Origin of the sequence: Mycolicibacterium novocastrense (assembly GCF_001499835.1) — a bacterium.
Lineage (GTDB): Bacteria > Actinomycetota > Actinomycetes > Mycobacteriales > Mycobacteriaceae > Mycobacterium > Mycobacterium novocastrense.
This window is the reverse complement of record NZ_LQIH01000025.1, coordinates 13989-32553: the sequence shown is the minus strand read 5'-3', so window position 1 is coordinate 32553 and position 18565 is coordinate 13989. Positions and strand designations below refer to the sequence as shown.

18 protein-coding genes are annotated in these 18565 nt (G+C 68.2%); 11 read left to right on the top strand and 7 right to left on the bottom strand.

All coding sequences use genetic code 11. The features are described 5' to 3' along the window. Nucleotides 1–17: 17 nt before the first annotated feature. Both AU072_RS18365 and AU072_RS18360 read right to left on the bottom strand, forming a co-directional pair. Nucleotides 18–989, bottom strand: coding sequence for an antibiotic biosynthesis monooxygenase (locus AU072_RS18365; RefSeq protein ID WP_064415126.1), 972 nt, complete (start codon nucleotides 987–989; stop codon nucleotides 18–20). A gap of 62 nt (nucleotides 990–1051) precedes the next feature. Continuing rightward, nucleotides 1052–1465, bottom strand: coding sequence for an Rv0361 family membrane protein (locus tag AU072_RS18360; protein WP_064415125.1), 414 nt, complete (start codon nucleotides 1463–1465; stop codon nucleotides 1052–1054). A gap of 192 nt (nucleotides 1466–1657) precedes the next feature. Between AU072_RS18360 and clpB the strand changes: the two genes are divergently transcribed. From clpB to nhaA, 7 genes are all read left to right on the top strand, one after another. After that, nucleotides 1658–4204: an ATP-dependent chaperone ClpB gene (gene clpB / locus AU072_RS18355; protein ID WP_064415124.1), complete on the top strand. Its 2547-nt coding sequence runs from the start codon at nucleotides 1658–1660 to the stop codon at nucleotides 4202–4204. 154 nt (nucleotides 4205–4358) lie between these two features. Continuing rightward, on the top strand, nucleotides 4359–5189 hold the full coding sequence (ttfA, locus tag AU072_RS18350; RefSeq protein WP_064415123.1) for a trehalose monomycolate transport factor TtfA: 831 nt from the start codon (nucleotides 4359–4361) through the stop codon (nucleotides 5187–5189). Between the two features lie 42 nt (nucleotides 5190–5231). Next, nucleotides 5232–6020 (top strand): SDR family NAD(P)-dependent oxidoreductase, encoded by a 789-nt coding sequence (locus AU072_RS18345; protein ID WP_064415122.1) that lies wholly within the window; start codon nucleotides 5232–5234, stop codon nucleotides 6018–6020. 12 nt (nucleotides 6021–6032) lie between these two features. Then, entirely contained in the window at nucleotides 6033–6932 is a 900-nt protein-coding gene (locus AU072_RS18340) for a hypothetical protein (RefSeq protein ID WP_064415121.1), read from the top strand. Next, nucleotides 6925–7584 carry a TrmH family RNA methyltransferase gene (locus AU072_RS18335; protein WP_064415120.1) on the top strand — a complete coding sequence of 220 codons (660 nt, stop codon included), beginning with the start codon at nucleotides 6925–6927 and terminating at the stop codon, nucleotides 7582–7584. Before AU072_RS18340 ends, AU072_RS18335 begins: the two co-directional genes overlap by 8 nt. Nucleotides 7585–7599: 15 nt before the next feature. Beyond that, nucleotides 7600–8700, top strand: a complete 1101-nt coding sequence (locus AU072_RS18330) for a glycoside hydrolase family 76 protein (RefSeq protein WP_064415119.1) — start codon at nucleotides 7600–7602, stop codon at nucleotides 8698–8700. After that, nucleotides 8697–10547, top strand: coding sequence for a Na+/H+ antiporter NhaA (nhaA, locus tag AU072_RS18325; protein ID WP_064415118.1), 1851 nt, complete (start codon nucleotides 8697–8699; stop codon nucleotides 10545–10547). The genes AU072_RS18330 and nhaA overlap by 4 nt, the downstream gene beginning before the upstream one ends. Here the strand turns inward: nhaA and AU072_RS18320 are convergent. Continuing rightward, the gene (locus tag AU072_RS18320; RefSeq protein ID WP_064415143.1) at nucleotides 10544–11233 is read right to left on the bottom strand and encodes a VTT domain-containing protein; all 690 of its coding nucleotides are present in this window, start codon (nucleotides 11231–11233) and stop codon (nucleotides 10544–10546) included. The two genes, nhaA and AU072_RS18320, sit on opposite strands and share 4 nt — an antisense overlap. Before the next feature lie 128 nt (nucleotides 11234–11361). Here AU072_RS18320 and AU072_RS18315 point away from each other — a divergent pair, with 128 nt between their 5' ends. Both AU072_RS18315 and fbaA read left to right on the top strand, forming a co-directional pair. Continuing rightward, entirely contained in the window at nucleotides 11362–12375 is a 1014-nt protein-coding gene (locus AU072_RS18315) for an alcohol dehydrogenase catalytic domain-containing protein (RefSeq protein ID WP_064415117.1), read from the top strand. Between the two features lie 48 nt (nucleotides 12376–12423). Then, nucleotides 12424–13464 (top strand): class II fructose-bisphosphate aldolase, encoded by a 1041-nt coding sequence (gene fbaA / locus AU072_RS18310; protein ID WP_064415116.1) that lies wholly within the window; start codon nucleotides 12424–12426, stop codon nucleotides 13462–13464. Here the strand turns inward: fbaA and AU072_RS18305 are convergent, their stop codons facing one another. After that, the gene (locus AU072_RS18305) at nucleotides 13465–14325 is read right to left on the bottom strand and encodes an Rv0361 family membrane protein (protein WP_064415115.1); all 861 of its coding nucleotides are present in this window, start codon (nucleotides 14323–14325) and stop codon (nucleotides 13465–13467) included. A 115-nt stretch (nucleotides 14326–14440) separates the two neighbouring features. On the opposite strand from AU072_RS18305, the gene AU072_RS18300 reads away from it, so the two are divergent. Further along, nucleotides 14441–14857, top strand: a complete 417-nt coding sequence (locus AU072_RS18300) for a DUF3151 domain-containing protein (RefSeq protein ID WP_064348291.1) — start codon at nucleotides 14441–14443, stop codon at nucleotides 14855–14857. Here AU072_RS18300 and AU072_RS18295 read toward each other — a convergent pair whose 3' ends face one another. Both AU072_RS18295 and AU072_RS18290 read right to left on the bottom strand, forming a co-directional pair. Beyond that, on the bottom strand, nucleotides 14858–15748 hold the full coding sequence (locus AU072_RS18295; protein WP_064415114.1) for a cation diffusion facilitator family transporter: 891 nt from the start codon (nucleotides 15746–15748) through the stop codon (nucleotides 14858–14860). A 68-nt stretch (nucleotides 15749–15816) separates the two neighbouring features. Beyond that, nucleotides 15817–16599: a site-2 protease family protein gene (locus tag AU072_RS18290; protein ID WP_064415113.1), complete on the bottom strand. Its 783-nt coding sequence runs from the start codon at nucleotides 16597–16599 to the stop codon at nucleotides 15817–15819. A gap of 33 nt (nucleotides 16600–16632) precedes the next feature. Between AU072_RS18290 and AU072_RS18285 the strand changes: the two genes are divergently transcribed. Then, nucleotides 16633–18003 carry a cytochrome P450 gene (locus tag AU072_RS18285; protein ID WP_064415112.1) on the top strand — a complete coding sequence of 457 codons (1371 nt, stop codon included), beginning with the start codon at nucleotides 16633–16635 and terminating at the stop codon, nucleotides 18001–18003. On the opposite strand, the gene AU072_RS18280 is transcribed toward AU072_RS18285, so the two are convergent. After that, the gene (locus AU072_RS18280) at nucleotides 17936–18535 is read right to left on the bottom strand and encodes a hypothetical protein (RefSeq protein ID WP_064415111.1); all 600 of its coding nucleotides are present in this window, start codon (nucleotides 18533–18535) and stop codon (nucleotides 17936–17938) included. The two genes, AU072_RS18285 and AU072_RS18280, sit on opposite strands and share 68 nt — an antisense overlap. Between the last annotated feature and the right edge of the window lie 30 nt (nucleotides 18536–18565).

Sequence of the window (18565 nt, the reverse complement as noted above, 5' to 3'; positions counted from 1 at the left end):
GCACCTCGGGTCCGGTGTCAGTGCAGACGCCAGAGGACGACCGTCGCGAAGTGGAACGTCAGCGCCCAGAACAACATGGTGATCGCGACGGTCGCGAGGCCGCGCACATTGGTCCGTGCCGGGGGCACGTCCGGCGGCGGACGCAGCCAGTTTCCCAGCAGCGGGTTCACGTAGTAGGGCATGACGACGAAGCTGATGATCAAGCTGGACAACAGGTTTCCGACGAGCAGGTTCAACCACAACGGCAGACGCAGCGGGGACAGGGCGATGGTGAGCAGCATGACGGTCGGATACAGGCCGACCCACACCGCGATCGACGTCTTGAGGTCCGAGGGTGGTGGGGCCGGTCTGCCGTGCTCGTCGAAGGCGAACCAGCTGCCGAACGAATTGTCGACGGTGCGCAGTTCGAAGTCGGAGAACCTCTCGCCCTCGGCAAGGAGGTCGCGCCGCTCCTTGGAGCCCAGCCACCGGTCGAGGTGGGCGGCGGTGTCGTAGCGGTAGATGGCGGTCCACTCGTCCTGGACCCCCGGCACGGGGCGAAACAGCTCGCTACCGCGGAAGCCGGGAAAGGTGTTCTCGGCCAACCGAAGTCGCTCCTGCCACGCGAGAAAGTCGTCCACCTGATCGGCGCTGACGCGGTGGCTGACGACCGCGGTCACCAGCGCATCGTCCGGCTTGGCCCGACCGCCGACGACCTGCTGGGTGGCCGGGCCGTCAAGGTAGTCCCGGCCCGTGCTCAGCCGGTCCTGTCGGGTGGCGCTGTTGAGCCACGCCTGCAGGTGAGCGATCGAATCGAACCGATAGACCACCACCCATTCGGGCTGAACGGCGGTGGGAGGGTTGACCTCGGCGCCGAGGAAACCGGCATACCGGGAGGCCTCGCGGTTGAGGTCGTGCTGCCAGCGCTCGAACTCCCGCTCCTTACCGGCGCGGATCCGCTGCCCGATGATGACCGTGGCGACGGTGTCGTCGTCAGTCTTGGCGTCCATTTGGTGGACTCAGGAGACCGGCAGCGGTCGAGGTCCACGGGAGGCGTCGGCGATCATCACGGTCAGATCGATCGCGTGGGGTGGTACTGGCACGCCTTCCACTCGCCCCCCTCACGCCGGAAGTCGATGTCGAAGGTCTTGGCGGTGGGCTGGTTGGCGGCAGAGAACCGCACCGTGGCGACGGCCGACACCACGGGTTGGCCCGCGACCGTCACCGCGCTGACCGAGATCCGGGTGGGACCGTCGGCCGTGCGGCTGGCGTGCCACTCGTCCTCGAACCCCGCGGCCCGGCGCATGGGTGCGCAGACGTGCTCGGCGAACGATGCGAAATCCGCGCGGTTGTAGGAGCCGTTCATTCCGGCGAGCACCGCGCGGACCTGATCCTCATCGCTGGCCGCTGAAGCGGAGGCAGCCAACGCTGTCGAGGCGACCGCGCTCAGCGCGATGCCCGTGAGCACGGCGGAAAGTCGACGCATGGAACAAGCGTCGCTGATACAGATGTGAAAACTGTGACAGCTGTGCGGCGTGTTGTTCCGATGACGGCACAAGGGACGGTAATCAGGCCGGAAATTGATTAGACTTGAGCGGAACAGACTCAAGATTGACGACGTTGAACTATCCGACAAGCATTTTTGCCAAGCTCACGTACCCAGGAAAGGGAAGGTGTCGTGGACTCGTTCAACCCGACGACCAAGACTCAGGCGGCGCTGACCGCGGCGTTGCAGGCGGCCACGGCCGCGGGCAACCCGCAGATCACCCCCGCCCATCTGTTGATGGCTCTGCTGACTCAGAACGACGGCATCGCCGCACCCCTTCTCGAGGCCGTCGGCGTCGAACCGGCGACGATCCGCGCGGAGGCGCAACGACTCCTCGACCGGCTACCCAGCGCCAGCGGCGCGGCCTCGCAGCCGCAGCTCGCTCCGCAGGCTCTGGCCGCGATCACCGCCGCCCAGAACCTGGCGACGGAGATGGACGACGAGTACGTCTCGACCGAACACCTGATGGTCGGGCTGGCCACCGGTGACTCGGATACGGCCAAGCTGCTCAGCGGTCACGGGGCCTCCCCGCAGGCGCTGCGTGAGGCGTTCGTCAAGGTGCGCGGCAGCGCCCGGGTCACCAGCCCCGATCCCGAGGGCACCTATCAGGCGCTGGAGAAGTACTCCACCGATCTGACCGCGCGTGCCAAGGAGGGCAAGCTCGACCCGGTGATCGGCCGCGACACCGAGATCCGTCGCGTCGTGCAGGTGCTGAGCCGTCGCACCAAGAACAACCCGGTGCTCATCGGTGAGCCCGGCGTCGGCAAGACCGCGATCGTGGAGGGCCTGGCCCAGCGCATCGTGGCCGGCGACGTGCCGGAGAGCCTGCGCGACAAGACCGTCGTCAGCCTGGACCTGGGCTCGATGGTCGCCGGCTCGAAGTACCGCGGCGAGTTCGAGGAGCGGCTCAAGGCCGTGCTCGACGACATCAAGAACTCGGCGGGTCAGATCATCACGTTCATCGACGAGCTGCACACCATTGTCGGCGCGGGTGCCACCGGTGAGGGCTCGATGGACGCCGGCAACATGATCAAGCCGATGCTCGCCCGCGGCGAGCTGCGCCTGGTCGGGGCGACCACGCTCGACGAGTACCGCAAGTACATCGAGAAGGACGCCGCACTGGAGCGCCGGTTCCAGCAGGTGTACGTCGGTGAGCCGTCGGTCGAGGACACCGTGGGCATCCTGCGCGGGCTCAAGGACCGCTACGAGGTGCACCACGGTGTGCGGATCACCGACTCCGCGCTGGTGGCGGCGGCGACGCTGTCCGACCGCTATATCACTTCGCGGTTCCTGCCGGACAAGGCGATCGACCTGGTCGACGAGGCCGCGTCGCGGCTGCGCATGGAGATCGACTCGCGTCCCGTCGAGGTCGACGAGGTCGAGCGGTTGGTGCGCCGGCTCGAGATCGAGGAGATGGCGCTGTCCAAGGAGGAGGACGCCGCCTCCAAGGAACGCCTCGAAAAGCTGCGCGCTGAACTTGCCGACCACAAAGAAAAGTTGGCGGAGCTCACGACCCGCTGGCAGAACGAGAAGAACGCCATCGACATCGTGCGCGAGCTCAAGGAGCAGCTCGAGTCGTTGCGAGGGGAAGCCGATCGCGCCGAACGCGACGGCGACCTGGAGCGCGCCGCCGAACTGCGGTACGGCCGCATCCCCGAGGTGGAGAAGAAGCTCGACGCGGCGCTCCCGCACGCCGAGGCGCGTGAGGACGTGATGCTCAAGGAGGAGGTCGGACCCGACGACATCGCCGACGTGGTGTCGGCGTGGACCGGCATCCCGGCGGGCCGGATGCTCGAGGGCGAGACGGCCAAGCTGCTGCGCATGGAAGACGAGCTGGGCAAGCGCGTCGTCGGGCAAAGGAAAGCGGTGACGGCGGTTTCTGATGCGGTGCGCAGAAGCCGTGCCGGGGTCGCCGACCCGAACCGGCCGACGGGTTCGTTCATGTTCCTGGGCCCGACCGGTGTCGGTAAGACCGAGCTGGCCAAGGCGCTGGCGGAGTTCCTGTTCGACGACGAGCGGGCGATGGTCCGCATCGACATGAGCGAGTACGCCGAGAAGCATTCGGTGGCCCGCTTGGTCGGCGCGCCTCCGGGTTACGTCGGCTACGACCAGGGTGGTCAGCTGACCGAGGCGGTGCGGCGTCGCCCGTACACGGTGATCCTGTTCGACGAGATCGAGAAGGCTCACCCGGACGTGTTCGACGTGCTGTTGCAGGTGCTCGATGAGGGCAGGCTGACCGACGGCCAGGGCCGTACGGTCGACTTCCGCAACACGATCCTGATCCTGACGTCGAACCTGGGTGCCGGTGGGACCGAGGAGCAGGTGATGGCCGCCGTGCGCGGGGCGTTCAAGCCGGAGTTCATCAACCGGCTCGACGACGTGATCGTCTTCGACGGGCTGAACCCCGAGGAGCTGGTGCACATCGTCGACATCCAGCTGGCACAGCTGGCCAAGCGGTTGGAGCAGCGCAGGCTCACCCTCGAGGTGTCGCTGCCCGCCAAGAAGTGGTTGGCCGAGCGGGGCTTCGACCCGCAGTATGGCGCCCGTCCACTGCGCAGGCTGATCCAGCAGGCCATCGGCGACCAGCTGGCCAAGATGCTGCTGGCCGGCGACGTGCACGACGGCGACATCGTGCCGGTCAACGTCAGCCCCGACGGCGACTCCCTGGTCCTGGGCTGACGCCCTCGTTCGCCCGCGAAATTGCATTCCGGCAGCGAAATGTCGAATAGACACCTGCTGGAATGCAATTTCGCGCGATCGATATCGCAAGATGCCGGGTTGTGACCAGCACGAGTTCTGGATTCGGCGCTACCTGCAAGTAGGCTAGAGCGCAATGGTCCCGCTTTGGTTCACGCTGTCCGCGCTCTGCTTCGTCGGTGCGGCCGTGTTGCTGTACGTCGACATCGACCGTCGACGGGGCTTGGGGCGCCGGCGCAAGTCCTGGGCGAAGTCGCACGGCTTCGACTACGAACACGAATCGGCCGACATCGTCCAACGCTGGAAGCGCGGCGTGATGTCGACCGTCGGCGATGTCACGGCCAAGAACGTCGTCCTCGGACAGATCCGCGGCGAGGCGGTGTTCATCTTCGACCTCGAAGACGTCGCGACGGTGATCGCCCTGCACCGCAAGGTCGGCACCAACGTCGTCGTCGACCTGCGGCTCAAGGGCATCAAAGAGCCTCGGGAGAACGACATCTGGCTGCTCGGCGCGATCGGCCCGCGCATGGTCTACTCCACCAACCTCGATGCCGCGCGACGCGCGTGCGACCGGCGGATGGTGACCTTCGCCCACACCGCGCCCGACTGCGCCGAGATCATGTGGAACGAGGAGCATTGGACGCTGGTTTCCATGCCGGTGACCAGCACGCGGGCCCAGTGGGACGAGGGGCTACGCACCGTGCGTCAGTTCAACGATCTCCTGCGTGTCCTGCCGCCGACCCCGCAGGCCATGGCGAGTCAGGGCAGCCAGGCCGCGCTGGCCCGGCGAAGCGGGTCGCCGAGCCGCCCGCTCACCCCCGCCGCCGGCCGCGGTGAGCCGGCACCGGGCATCGACGCACCGCCCCGGCCCGAGGCGCGCTATCCCCAGCAGCCGCCCCCACGGCCCGACGCGCGGCGTCAACCGCCGTCGCGCAACGGCCGGCAGTCACCGCACTACCAGCGGTAAGTGCCGCCCGGAGCTTGTGCCCGGGGAAGTAGCCTGAAAGCCATGTCTCGCCCCGTCGCCCTGATCACCGGACCGACGTCCGGCATCGGCGCCGGCTTCGCGCGCAGGTTCGCCCGCGACGGTCACGATCTCGTGCTCGTCGCGCGCGACGCCGGCAGGCTCGAGCGCCTGGCCGCCGAACTGCGCGATGAAGGCGGTGCGGCCGTCGAAGTGCTCACCGCCGATCTCGCCGAGGCCGCCGACCGCGCGAAGGTGGCCGACCGGCTCGCCGCGGGTGTTCAGGTGCTGGTCAACAACGCCGGTTTCGGAACCTCGGGGGAGTTCTGGAGCGCGGAGTACGCCCTGCTGCAGTCGCAGCTCGACGTCAACGTCACCGCCGTCATGCAGCTGACGCACGCGGCGCTGCCCCCGATGCTGGACGCCGGCCGCGGCACGGTGATCAACGTCGCCAGCGTCGCCGGTCTCCTACCCGGCCGCGGGTCGACGTATTCGGCGTCCAAGGCGTGGGTGGTCGCGTTCTCCGAGGGCCTCGCCAACGGCCTGGGCGGCACCGGAGTCGGGGTGCACGCCGTGTGTCCGGGCTTCGTCCGCACCGAGTTTCACCAGCGGGCGGGCATCGACATGGACGGCACACCGTCATGGTTCTGGCTCGAGGTCGACGATGTGGTTCGCGAGACGATGGCGCATGTCGGGGAAGGCGCGAAGAACGAGAAGGTCGTGATCATCCCAGGTGTGCAGTACAAGGTGCTCACCACCGCAGGGCGGATGGTGCCCCGAAACCTGGTGCGCGCCATGACCAAAGTCGTGGGCAGGGGCCGTGGCCGGACTTAGGGCACTGCGTACGTGCGTGCGCTGATCGCGGTGCTGACCGCGATCGTCGTCGTCGCGGCATCGGCATGCTCCAAAGACGATGCGTCGGTTCATCCTTACGGCGCGCAGACCGCCACCATCGGCGAATCGCTTGCCACACTGGGCTGGAACATGTCGGTGTCGAACCTGCGCTTCGACGGTGACTATGTGTTGTTCGACGTCGACGCCTCACCCGCGCAGGCCGACGGGCCGCACGCCAAACCCGAAGACATCCGGTTCGGCCTGTACGGGGCGCTCGCGCACCCGATCGAGGCCAACGGCATCGGAAGCTGTCGGGACGCGACCGACCTTGAGTTGCAACCACTCTCGGCACCCGCCGCCGACCGCCTCACCGGCACGGTGTGCATAGGGCCCGCACGCGACCAGGTGCAGGTGCGCGGCGTGTACGCCTACTCACCGCGCGACCGGACACCGGGCACCACCGTCGCCCATCCCGCGGCCTTCCCCGTCGGCCTGCCCGCGGTCAGGGACAACGACACCGGATTGTCGCTGCGCACCACGAGCCTGGATGCCTTCCGCGCCGACGGCGCCATGCTCGCCCCGGCGGCGCTGGGTGACCCGAACGCGTTCACCGGAAACGGCTACATGCTCGTCGGTCTCGAGATCAGCGGTGTGGCAGAGCAATACCGGGAGGTCTCGCAACAGCGCGGCGGACCGGCGATGGTGCTGGTCGCGCCGACGCTGCCCGCGCCGGGGCTGAGCCACGCATGCGACGTCTACGGCGCCTCGGTGTTGGTGCTTCCCGACGCCTCCCGCGACGCCGTGCAGGTCCGTGCATCGCTGTGCACGCAGGGCGAGATCAACAACGCGCTGCTGTACGCCACCGTTTCGCTCGTCGGTACCCACGCCGCGCTCTGGACGAAGGATGACTGACGCAGGGGAACCGGAAGCCGCCGGCCCCACCGAATGGGGCGAGGTGCCCGGCGTCGGCCCCTGGCAGGGAGCGCCGCCCGCCGACCCGTGCTACGACCCGACCCTGCTCCGCGATGGAGACAGCCGCAATGTCGTCGACGCGTACCGCTACTGGACTCGCGAAGCGATCATCGCCGACATCGACACGCGCAGGCACGCCCTGCACATCGCGATCGAGAACTTCGGCAACGACGCCAACATCGGCGCGGTCGTGCGCACCGCGAACGCGTTCGCCGTGGACACCGTGCACATCGTCGGCAGGCGACGGTGGAACCGTCGGGGCGCGATGGTGACCGACCGCTACCAACGGCTGCGCCACCACGACACCACCGCCGCGCTGCTCGCCCACGCGGCGGACGCCGGCCTGACGGTCGTCGCCGTCGACAACGTCCCGGGGTCGGTGCGCATCGAAACCACCCCTCTGCCGCGGGACTGCCTGCTGGTCTTCGGCCAGGAAGGGCCGGGCATCACCCCCGAGGCGAGGGCCGGCGCCGCCATGACCGTGTCCATCGCCCAATTCGGCTCGACGCGAAGCATCAACGCCGGCGTCGCGGCGGGTATCGCGATGCACATCTGGATCACCCAACACGGGGACCTTTCGGCGGCCTGGTAAGGCAGGATCGACACCATGGATCAGCTCTGGGCCAACCGCGCAGCCAGCGCTGAGGCCGCAATCGCCAAGCGACACATCAGACGGTTGTGGGGCCTGCCGGGTACCCAGCTCGGCGTCGTCGCCTGGCCCGCGACCCGGCAGCACCGGCTGTTCGGAACGTGGCACTACTGGTGGCAGGCGCACCTGCTCGACAACCTCGTCGACGCCCAACTGCGCGACCCGCAACCCCAGCGGCAGAAGGCGATCGCCCGCCAGATCCGCGCACATCGGTTGCGCAACAACTTCTCGTGGGTCAACGACTACTACGACGACATGGCGTGGCTGGCGCTGGCCCTGGAACGCGCCGCCGCGTTCGCATCGGTCGACCGGCCCAAAGCGCTGAAGAAACTCTGCGAGCAGTTCATGAACGCGTGGGTGCCCGAAGACGGTGGCGGCATCCCCTGGCGCAAACAAGACCAGTTCTTCAACGCGCCCGCCAACGGCCCGGCGGCGGTCTTCCTGGCTCGCTATGACCGGTTGCGCCGAGCGCAGCAGATGTCGGACTGGCTCGACGAGACCCTGATCGACCCGGACACCCACCTCGTGTTCGACGGCATCAAGGGCGGCTCGCTCGTGCGCGCGCAGTACACCTACTGCCAAGGCGTGGTGCTGGGGCTGGAAACCGAACTGGCGGCGCGCACCGACGACCCCGAGCACGCCGCCCGGGTGCACCGGTTGGTCGCCGCGGTCGCCGAACACATGGCGGTCGACGGCGTCATCAAGGGCGCCGGCGGCGGTGACGGCGGCCTGTTCAACGGCATCCTTGCCCGCTATCTCGCGCTCGTCGCGACCACGCTGCCGCAGAACTCCGAGCACGACGCCGCGGCGCGGGACACCGCCCGCTCGCTGGTGCTCACCTCCGCCGAGGCGGCGTGGCAGAACCGCCAGGTGGTCGACGGGCTGCCGCTGTTCAGCGCATTCTGGGACCGCACCGCCGAAATGCCCACCGCCGCCGGGGAGCAGGCGCAGTTCGTCGAGGGTGCCGTCAACGCCTCCGAGGTGCCCGAGCGCGATCTGTCCGTGCAACTGGCGGGCTGGATGCTGATGGAAGCCGCCCACGCGGTGGCCGAGGAGTGAGCTTCGAAGCCGCCCCGCGCATCGCCCGTGTGCTGCCCGCCCGGTTCAGCGCCGGCGCCAAAGCGGCCAAGACCGGGGAGAACGCCGCGGCGGGCCTGCTGCTACTCTTCACCGTCGCGGCGCTTCTGTGGGCGAATTCCCCTTGGGCGCACAGCTATTGGGCGCTGCTCGACACGCATGTCGGATTCACCTTTGCCGAGCACCGCTTCGAACTGACCGTCAAGCATCTGATCAACGACGGTCTGATGGCGTTCTTCTTCTTCATCGTCGGCCTCGAGGTCAAGCACGAGTTCGCCATCGGCGAGCTCACCGACAGGGCCAGAGCGGCGGTACCCGTGGTGGCGGCGTTCGCCGGCCTGACGGTTCCCGCCGCGATCTTCTTGTTGTTCAACCCCTCCGGGGAGGACGCACAGGCGTGGGGTGTGGTGATCTCCACCGACACCGCGTTTTTGATCGGCGCTTTGGCGATCATCAGACCGAAGTTCCCCGCCCGGCTGCGGATCTTCCTGCTCACGCTGGCCGTCGTCGACGACGTCGGCGCGCTGTGCGTGATCGCCCTGTTCTACTCCGAGCGCATCGACGTTGTGCCGCTGGTGATTTCGATGGTGCTGATTGCGGCGATCGCGGTGGTGCGGTTCATGCCCGCGGGCCGGGGCCCCGCCTACGCCGCGCTCGGCTTCTCACTGTGGGTGAGCCTGTACATGGCCGGGGTGCATCCGACGCTGGCGGGCGTTGCGGTGGCTCTGCTGATTCCGGTGTTCTCGCCCGAGCGCAGCCAGGTCGAGGAGGTCGTCGCGCGTATCCGGGCGTTCCGCCAGTCGCCGAACTCCCACTATGCCCGCGAGGTGACTCGCGGTCTGCGCGATTCGATCTCGATCAACGAGCGGCTTCAGACCAGCGTGGGCCCCTATGTGTCCTTCCTGGTGCTGCCGCTGTTCGCGTTGGTCAATGCCGGTGTCCAACTCGACGCCCAGAGCGTCTCGGCGGCGTTGCGCTCCCCGCTGACATGGGGGGTGGTGGCCGGTCTGGTGGTCGGCAAGTTCATCGGTATCACCGCCGCGACGTGGATCATGCAACGCAGCGGTGTCGGCGCACTGGCGCCCGGGCTCAGCCTGCGCCGGATCGCCGGGGGTGCCGCACTGTCGGGAATCGGCTTCACCATCTCGCTTTTCATCGTCGACATCGCGATCGACGATCCGGTCCGCCGAGAGCAGGCCATCATCGGCGTGCTTCTCGCGTCGGTGATCGCCTTCCTCCTCGGCTGGTTGATCTTTAGGGTCACCGACCGGCTCAGCCCGCCGGACCCGGTTGGCCTCAAACTCTTGCGCCCGGTCGATCCGGACCGCGATCACATCGCCGGCGATCCCGACGCCCCGCTGACGTTGGTGGAGTACGGCGACTTCGAGTGTCCGTTCTGCAGCCGGGCGACCGGGGCCATCGAGGAGGTGCGCGAGCGCTTCGGCGGCGAGCTGCGCTACGTGTGGCGCCACCTACCGCTCGAGCGCGTCCATCCCCGCGCCTTCGACGCCGCGCGGGCCAGCGAGGCCGCCGCGCTCCAGGGCAGGTTCTGGGAGATGGCCCACGAACTGTTCGCCCACCAGGACGATTTGGAGTGGTCGGACATGTACCGCTACGCCGTGGCGGCGGGTTGCGACATCGAGCGGTTCGACCAGGACGTACGGGTGCACTCGTCGAAGGTCTTTCACCACGTCCAGGACGATGCGCAGGACGCGGAGTTGATGGACCTGAACTCGACGCCGAGCTTCTTCGTCAACGGCAAGCGGCACACGGGTCCGTGGGATGCGGCCAGCCTGATCCGCGCGCTGGAGAACAGCCGAGCCCGCTAGCCCGGCTGCTCTCCCGAGGAGGAGTCGAGCGGGGGCGCGGCGATCCCGGCGCGTTTCGCCGCGCGGCGCCGCTTGTACCACTCGATGAACATCGGCAGCACCGAGATCACGACGATCGCGATGACGATCGGCTCGAGCAGCTTCTGGACGGTCTCGAACCGGCCGAGCCAGTATCCGAGCAGGGTCAGGCCCACCCCCCACACGACGGCGCCGACCACGTTGAACAGTGTGAACACCGGATAGCTCATTCGGGCCGCGCCGGCCGTCAGCGGGGCGAGGGTGCGGACGATCGGCACGAAGCGTGCGATGACGATCGCGAACGGTCCCCGCTGCTCGAAGAACACGTGCGCCTCTTCGAGGTACTTCTGCTTGAGGATCCGAGCATCGGGCCGAAACATAGCGGTGCCGATGTTGCGCCCGATCCAGTACCCGACCTGACCGCCCAGGACCGCGGCGATGGGGATGAACAGCAGCAACTGCCAGAGCTGGAAGTTGATGACCTCGCCGCCGCCCTCGGCCAGCGCGGCCGTGCCCGCGGCCAGCATGCCCGCCACGAACAGCAGCGAGTCGCCCGGCAGGACCGGAAACAACACCCCGGACTCGACGAAGACGACGACCAGCAGTCCGACTAGCGCCCACGTGCCGAAGTAGCCCAACAGGGTCATCGGGTCGAGGAAGTCCGGCATCAATGCCAGGTGGTCGGTCGCCGCGAGGGCCGAGGTGGTCACAAGGCCCCAAGATACCGGGCTGTCTCGTCAGCCCGGGAAACGACGATGGCGGGCGTACCCGCGGTCCCACCGATACGCTCAACAGAATGCCCACTCACAAGGCGGTTCTCGTCGAATCCGTTGGCGGTCCTCTCACCCTGGCCGACGTGGAGACCACCTCCCCGCCGCCGTTGCACGTGCGCATCGCCGTCGCCGCGTGCGGCGTATGCGGTACCGACCAGGGCTTCCTGAACGACGGCTTTCCCGGCCTGAACTGGCCGATCACGTTGGGTCACGAGATCGCCGGAAGAATCGCCGAGGTCGGCGAGGGTGTCGAGGACTTCACGGTCGGCGATCGGGTGGCCGTGGGATGGTTCGGCGGCAACTGCAACCGGTGTGTGCCGTGCCGCAAGGGCCAGTTCATGCAGTGCGCGCGCATGCAGGTGCCGAGCTGGCACTATCCGGGCGGCTACGCCGAATCGGTGACGACGCCGGTCACCGCGCTGGCCCGCATCCCCGAGGGGTTGTCGTTCGCCGAGGCCGCCCCGATGGGCTGCGCCGGCGTCACCACCTTCAACGGCCTGCGGCAGACGAAAGCCAAGTCCGGTGACCTCGTCGCCGTGCTCGGCGTCGGCGGCCTCGGTCACCTCGGTGTGCAGTTCGCCAGGGCGATGGGTTTCGAGACCGTGGCGATCGCCCGCGGGGCGGACAAGGAGGCCGACGCCCGCGAACTCGGCGCTCATCACTACATCGACTCCAAGGCCGTCGACGTCGCCGCGGCGCTCACGGACCTCGGCGGTGCGGCCGTGGTGCTGGCGACGGCGGCGAATTCACAGGCGATGGCCGACACCGTGGGTGGGCTGGCGCCCCAGGGCGAGCTCGTCATCATCGGCGTCACCGTCGACCCGTTGCCGATCGCCCCGGTCCAGCTCATCACCGACGGACTGAGCGTGAGCGGCCATCCGTCGGGCACCTCACGCGATGTCGAGGAGACGATGCACTTCGCGGTGCAGAGCGGGGTGCGCGCCCGGATCGAGGAGCGTCCGCTGGCCGAGGCCGCCGAGGCCTATGCCGCGATGGAGCAGGGCCGGGCCCGCTACCGCATGGTCTTGACCATGTGAACAGGCCGCCGCGGTGGGATAATCGCCGAAACGGCGAGAGGACGGCCCATGCCCATCGCAACGCCCGAGGTGTACGCGCAGATGCTCGACCGGGCCAAGGAGCACGGTTACGCGTTTCCGGCCATCAACTGCACGTCGTCGGAATCCGTCAACGCCGCCATCAAGGGTTTCGCCGACGCCGGTAGTGACGGGATCATCCAATTCTCCACCGGCGGAGCCGAATTCGCGTCAGGCCTCGGGGTCAAGGACATGGTCACCGGTGCAGTCGCCCTCGCCGAGTTCGCTCACATCATCGCCGCCAGGTACCCGATCACGGTGGCGTTGCACACCGACCACTGTCCGAAGGACAAGCTCGACACCTACGTGCGACCGTTGCTCGCCCTCTCGCAGCAACGGGTCTCCGAGGGTAAGCCTCCGTTGTTCCAATCGCACATGTGGGACGGCTCGGCGGTACCGCTCGACGAAAACCTCGTCATCGCACGCGAACTGCTCAAGGACGCCGCCGCGGCGAGAATCGTGCTGGAAATCGAGATCGGCGTGGTCGGCGGCGAGGAGGACGGCGTCGCCAACGAGATCAACGACAAGCTCTACACCACCGCCGAGGATTTCGAGAAGACCGTCGAGGCGCTCGGCGCGGGCGAACACGGCAGGTACCTGCTGGCCGCCACGTTCGGCAATGTGCACGGGGTGTACAAGCCGGGCAACGTCAAACTGCGGCCCGAAATCCTCGATCAGGGGCAGAAGGTCGCTGCGGCAAAACTCGGATTACCCTCGGATGCAAAGCCTTTCGACTTCGTCTTCCACGGCGGCTCGGGCTCGCTGAAATCCGAGATCGAGGACGCGTTGCGCTACGGCGTCGTGAAGATGAACGTCGACACCGACACCCAGTACGCCTTCACCCGGCCGGTGGCCGCGCACATGTTCACCAACTACGACGGCGTGCTCAAGGTCGATGGTGAAGTGGGGGACAAGAAGGCCTATGACCCGCGCAGCTACCTGAAGAAGGCGGAGGCCTCGATGAGTGAACGCGTCGTCGAGGCGTGCCGCGATCTGCACAGCGCGGGCCGTTCGGTCACCGCGGGCCAGTAGTCACTGGGGCGCCTGGCAGATCTTCCACTGCTCGTCGCGGAACTCCAGATCGAAGCTGCGGGTCGACCGGGTCTGGGGGGCGTAGGCCATGAACGCGGTGACGTTCGCCTCGGCGTGGTCGCCGTTGATCACCACCTGGTCGATGCTGGCGACCACCGGATACTGCTTGGCGGCGGCGACCCGTTCGTGGATCTCCGCCCAGGTCTTGTCGTCGTATCGGACGTAGCTGTCGCGCTTGGCGCCGCAGGTGATGCTGCGCAGTTTGGCCAGATCGCCGTTCTGGATCGCGGTGTCGAACTCCTCGATGGTGTTGCGGACCATCTCCTCCTGAGACACCCGGGGCCCCGAGTCCCGGGTCAACAACACGGTGCCCAGCACCGCGATGGCCACCAGCGCGGCGATGACCAGCACCACGGCCACCACCCAACCCCAGCTGCGGCGCTGCCGCGGCGGCCCGGGAGCGTCGCCACGCGGCGGAATGACCTGCGGGGCAACGGGTTTGTGCTGTCCGGCGGCGCCGGGAGAGGAGAACACCTCGGTGGCCGGTTCGGCGGGGGTGTCGATCCGCTGCGTCGTGCCCGCATCGAACCCGGACGGCGCGGTGAATCGACGCTCGCCCTGGTCGGCGCCCGGGGCCGACTCGGCGTGCGGTTGGGCGGTCGACATCACCTCGGTCGCTGGCTCGTGATCGCCGTGCGGTTCGATCACCTCGGTGGCCGGTTCGGCCCCCTCCGGGGTCTCTTCCGTTGCTGAAGCATCGTCGCTTGTGGCCGCTTCGGGGTTCTCGGAGGCGGGAACGTCTGAGGCGTCCGACCCTTCCGGACCGTCTTCCGGCTGGTCAGGCCCTGATGGATTCGACATGCCTGCTGCGGTCCTCCCTTACGACGCTACGGCCGAAGCTTAGCTACCGCCGCCCAGTGCGCGCTCAGACCCGTGCGGTGACGGCGGCGGTGGCGCACACGGCACAATGGGGGCCATGACAGGCATGGGTGATCTCCTGGGGCCGGATCCGGTACTGCTGCCCGGCGACAGCGACGCCGAAGCCGAACTCGCCGCGGGGGAGAAGCCCGCGATCGTGGCGGCCGCGCATCCCTCGGCCTCGGTCGCGTGGGCGACGCTGGCCGAGGATGCGCTCGCCGACGACAGGGCGATCACCGCCTACGCCTATGCGCGGACCGGCTATCACCGCGGGCTGGATCAGTTGCGCCGCAACGGCTGGAAGGGCTTCGGGCCCGTCCCCTTCCGTCACGAGCCCAACCGCGGATTCCTGCGCTGTGTCGCGGCCCTGGCGCGGGCGGCCGACGCTATCGGGGAGACCGACGAGAACCAGCGCTGCCTGGACCTGCTCGACGACTGCGATCCGTCGGCGCGGGCCGAACTCGGGCTGGCCTGACTACTCCGCTTCGCAGTTGCAGTCCCCGGCGCCGTCGCCCGGTTCCACCTGAACCGTTGCGTGATCCAGACCGCGTTCGGTCAGCACGGCGCGCGCATCGTCGAGCACCAGCGCCGAATCCCGGTTGCTGGTCAGGTGCGCGGTGACCATGTCCTTGCCGGGCACCAGCGTCCACACGTGCAGATCGTGCACGTCGGTCACGCCCTCGACCGCGCACAGCGCGGTCCGCAACTCCTCGACGTCGATGTGAGCGGGTGACGATTCCGACAGGATCCGCAGGGCCGCCCGCGCCAGTGAGAACGCCCTCGGCAACACCCACAGCGCGACGAACACCGCGACGATGCCGGCGGCGTAGGGCCAGCCCGTCGTGACCGTGACGATGCCCGCGATCAACACGCCGATGCTGCCGACCGTGTCGGCGACGACCTCCATGTAGGCGCCCTTGACGGCCAGGCTCGTCTCGGAGTGCGAACGCAGCAGCAGCACGACGACGGCGTTGGCCACCAGCCCCGCCAGCGCCACGACGATCAACGGGACACCGGGCACCTCGGGCGCGTCCCCGATCCGCTCGATCGCCTCGATCAGGATGAATGCCGCGACGCCGAGCAGCAGCACCGCGTTGGCCACGGCGGTGAACACCTCGGCGCGGTGCCAGCCGTATGTGCGGGCCGGGGAGGTGCTGCCCTTGCGGGCGAGCAGCACCGCGGTCAGGCCCATGAACATCGCGACCAGATCGGTCAGCATGTGGCCGGCATCCGCCAACAAGGCGATGGAGTTGATCAGCAGCGCCGTGACGAGCTCGATCACGAAAAAGGCGGTCAGGATCGCCGCCGCGATCACCATCCGGCTGACTCGGGTGTCGCCTCTGCTGTGATCGTGACCGGCACCCATGGCAGCAATATATGCGCAAATCCGCATATGTTGCAAGGACGTGGCCGTTGCGGGCCCGCCAGGGCGGATCAGAACCAGGCCGACCAGAACCGGGTCAGATCACTGCCCAACCACACCAGCGGGCGCGGCACGCCCGTGAAGTCGAAGAACCACAGCACCAGCTGCCAGAACCACGTGTTGAGTCCCGGGGTGAAGAGCAGTAGCAGCAGGACCAGCAGGCCCCACTGTTTGGCCGGGGCCACCGCTCGTTGGGTCTGCGGGCTCAGGTGCGGTTCGAGCGCGCCGTACCCGTCCAACCCGGGGACCGGGAGCATGTTCAGCACGAACGCCGTCACCTGGAGAAATCCCAGGAACGCCATACCCGACCAGAACACGCCGTGTGCGGGGTCGTAGAGCGCGCTCGTCAGCACCAGCAGCAGGGCCGCGAACACCAGGTTGGTGGACGGTCCGGCAAGGCTGACCAAGGTGCGCTGACGCTTGGTCATCCAGCCGGTGTGGACATACACCGCCCCGCCGGGCAGGCCGATACCGCCGATCGCGATGATCGCGACCGGCAGCCCGATCGACAACAGCGGGTTGGAGTACTTCAGCGGGTTGAGCGTGAGATAGCCGCGTGCCGCGACGTCGCGGTCACCGAACCGCCATGCGGTGTAGGCGTGGGCGAACTCGTGCACGCACAGCGACACCAACCAGCCCGCGATCACGAACGTGAACACCCCGACATAGGCCAGCGGTCGCGAGATCTCCGTCGCGCACACCCATGCCACCACGCCGCCGGCCACGGTGGCCGCCACGATCGCGAGGAAGACGGGGCTGGGCCGCACCGACTGATGCAGCGGTCGAACGCTCACGGGTCGAAGCTACCGGCTGTGAGACAGTCGAGCATGCGACCGCCAAGGCTGCCTGCGCCCAAACCCTTCTCCCCGGTTTTCGGGGGTTTGTATGCCGCGGCCTTCGGACTGGGCGGCCAGCAGCTCGTGCACCAGCTGGTACAGCGTTACGGCCCCGTGGTGGAACTGCCCGTTCTGGGTTTCGGAAAGGTGGTCGCCGTCGCCGATGCGACGCTGGCCAAGCAGGTGTTCACCGAGCAGCCCGACGTCCTGCTGGGCGGCGAAGGGGTGGGTCCGGCTGCGGCGATCTACGGTCCACGATCCATGTTCGTCCAGGAAGAGCCCGAGCATTTGCGCAGGCGTCGGTTGCTCACCCCGCCGCTACACGGCCAGATGCTCACCAGCTACGTGCCGATCATCGAATCGGCGACGCGGTCGGCGATGGCAACCTGGCCTGTCGGGCGCTCGATGCGCATGCTCGATGCCGCCCGTGAGCTCACCCTGGACGTGATCGTGCAGGTCGTCTTCGGGATCGGTGACCCGGAATCGGTGACTCGGTTCGGTAAGCCGTTCGAGGAATTGCTCGACTTGGCGCTGTCCGAGGAGACACCTGTGCGATATGCGCTGCGGCGCGTGGGAGCACTGCGCCGGTGGGGCAAGCTGTCCGAGGTCAACCGCAGGATCGACGAGTTGGTGCTGCCGTTGATCGCCGAACGCCGTTCCGATCCTTCCTCGGCCGAGCGCACTGACATCCTCAGCATGCTCGCCAACGCTCGGACAGACGACGGTGACCGCCTGTCGGAGGCCGAGATTCGAGCCGATCTCATCACCCTGGTGCTCGCAGGTCACGAAACCACCGCGACGACGTTGGCGTGGCTGGTCGACCTGCTGCTGCACCACCCCGACACGTTGGCGAGGGTGCGTGCCGAAAGCCGGTCCGGCGACACCCGGTACACCGAAGCCGCCATCTCCGAAACCTTGCGGCTGTGGCCGGCCGCGCCGATCACCGGCCGGATGACCACCGGGCGCTACCGGCTTGGTGACTACATCCTGGATCCGGGGACTCGCATCGTGCTGCTGCTCGACGTCATCAACCGAGATCCCGTCACCTATCCCGCACCGGCCGAGTTCCGGCCCGAGCGCTTCCTTGACAGCCGGCCGCATCCCTACGCCTGGGTCCCGTTCGGCGGGGGCCTCAAACGCTGTATCGGCGCCAGCTTCTCGATGTGCGAGCTGACCACGACACTGCACACCATCCTCCGTGAGGGCGATCTCGAACCGGTCAACACGCGGCGGGAGACCGCGCCGCTGCGGGCCGCGCCGGTCGTGGTTCCGCGCGACGGCACGATGGTGCGGTTCACACCCGCAGCCAGCCTTCGGTGTGCCGGTAGAACGTCGAGCGCTTCACCGGACGGGGGGCCGTGACGCCGTCGCGGACCACGATGGCGCCGGTGGTGCCGAGTTGGGCCGCTCGTCCGCTCACCCACCGTTGCGGCCGCATGTGACGCGACAGCACGCTGGCGCGCAGACCCGGCATCGTCGGTGTCGGCTCGATGCGCACCCCGGTCGCCGCTCCGTCGAAGAGCACCTCGTCGTCGACCACCGCCTCACCGATCAATTCGACGGGCGGCGAACCCTTCTCGAGCCCGCTCTCACCGAGCCAGAACGCGGCGCCGACCAGCGCCGTTCCCCGGTCGTCGCGGATGAGCGGCACCCGGGTGGCGCGCCCGCGTAGTGCTCGACGCGCGTGCCATGGCCGCCGCACATGGGCGACCTCGACACCGAGCCGATCGGTGCGCAGCAGCCGGGTCAGCACCGTGGCCACATCGGCCTCGGAGCCGACGACGACCAGGCGACGGCAGGGGATGTCCGGTGTCTCGGCGACCGGGAGCCCGCGCAGCGCGGACGGTATCCGACGTCGGCCGAACCGCAACACCACAACGTCAGCGGTGCTCAAGTTCGGCTCCTCGCAAGTCGCTGGGATAGG

What these genes read in the sequence shown, in the direction of transcription:
- AU072_RS18365 (WP_064415126.1), bottom strand. Translation starts at nt 989, where the DNA reads ATGGACGCCAAGACTGACGACGACACCGTCGCCACGGTCATCATCGGG.
- AU072_RS18360 (WP_064415125.1), bottom strand. Translation starts at nt 1,465, where the DNA reads ATGCGTCGACTTTCCGCCGTGCTCACGGGCATCGCGCTGAGCGCGGTC.
- ttfA (WP_064415123.1), top strand. Translation starts at nt 4,359, where the DNA reads ATGGTCCCGCTTTGGTTCACGCTGTCCGCGCTCTGCTTCGTCGGTGCG.
- AU072_RS18345 (WP_064415122.1), top strand. Translation starts at nt 5,232, where the DNA reads ATGTCTCGCCCCGTCGCCCTGATCACCGGACCGACGTCCGGCATCGGC.
- AU072_RS18335 (WP_064415120.1), top strand. Translation starts at nt 6,925, where the DNA reads ATGACTGACGCAGGGGAACCGGAAGCCGCCGGCCCCACCGAATGGGGC.
- AU072_RS18330 (WP_064415119.1), top strand. Translation starts at nt 7,600, where the DNA reads ATGGATCAGCTCTGGGCCAACCGCGCAGCCAGCGCTGAGGCCGCAATC.
- AU072_RS18320 (WP_064415143.1), bottom strand. Translation starts at nt 11,233, where the DNA reads ATGCCGGACTTCCTCGACCCGATGACCCTGTTGGGCTACTTCGGCACG.
- AU072_RS18315 (WP_064415117.1), top strand. Translation starts at nt 11,362, where the DNA reads ATGCCCACTCACAAGGCGGTTCTCGTCGAATCCGTTGGCGGTCCTCTC.
- fbaA (WP_064415116.1), top strand. Translation starts at nt 12,424, where the DNA reads ATGCCCATCGCAACGCCCGAGGTGTACGCGCAGATGCTCGACCGGGCC.
- AU072_RS18305 (WP_064415115.1), bottom strand. Translation starts at nt 14,325, where the DNA reads ATGTCGAATCCATCAGGGCCTGACCAGCCGGAAGACGGTCCGGAAGGG.
- AU072_RS18300 (WP_064348291.1), top strand. Translation starts at nt 14,441, where the DNA reads ATGACAGGCATGGGTGATCTCCTGGGGCCGGATCCGGTACTGCTGCCC.
- AU072_RS18295 (WP_064415114.1), bottom strand. Translation starts at nt 15,748, where the DNA reads ATGGGTGCCGGTCACGATCACAGCAGAGGCGACACCCGAGTCAGCCGG.
- AU072_RS18285 (WP_064415112.1), top strand. Translation starts at nt 16,633, where the DNA reads ATGCGACCGCCAAGGCTGCCTGCGCCCAAACCCTTCTCCCCGGTTTTC.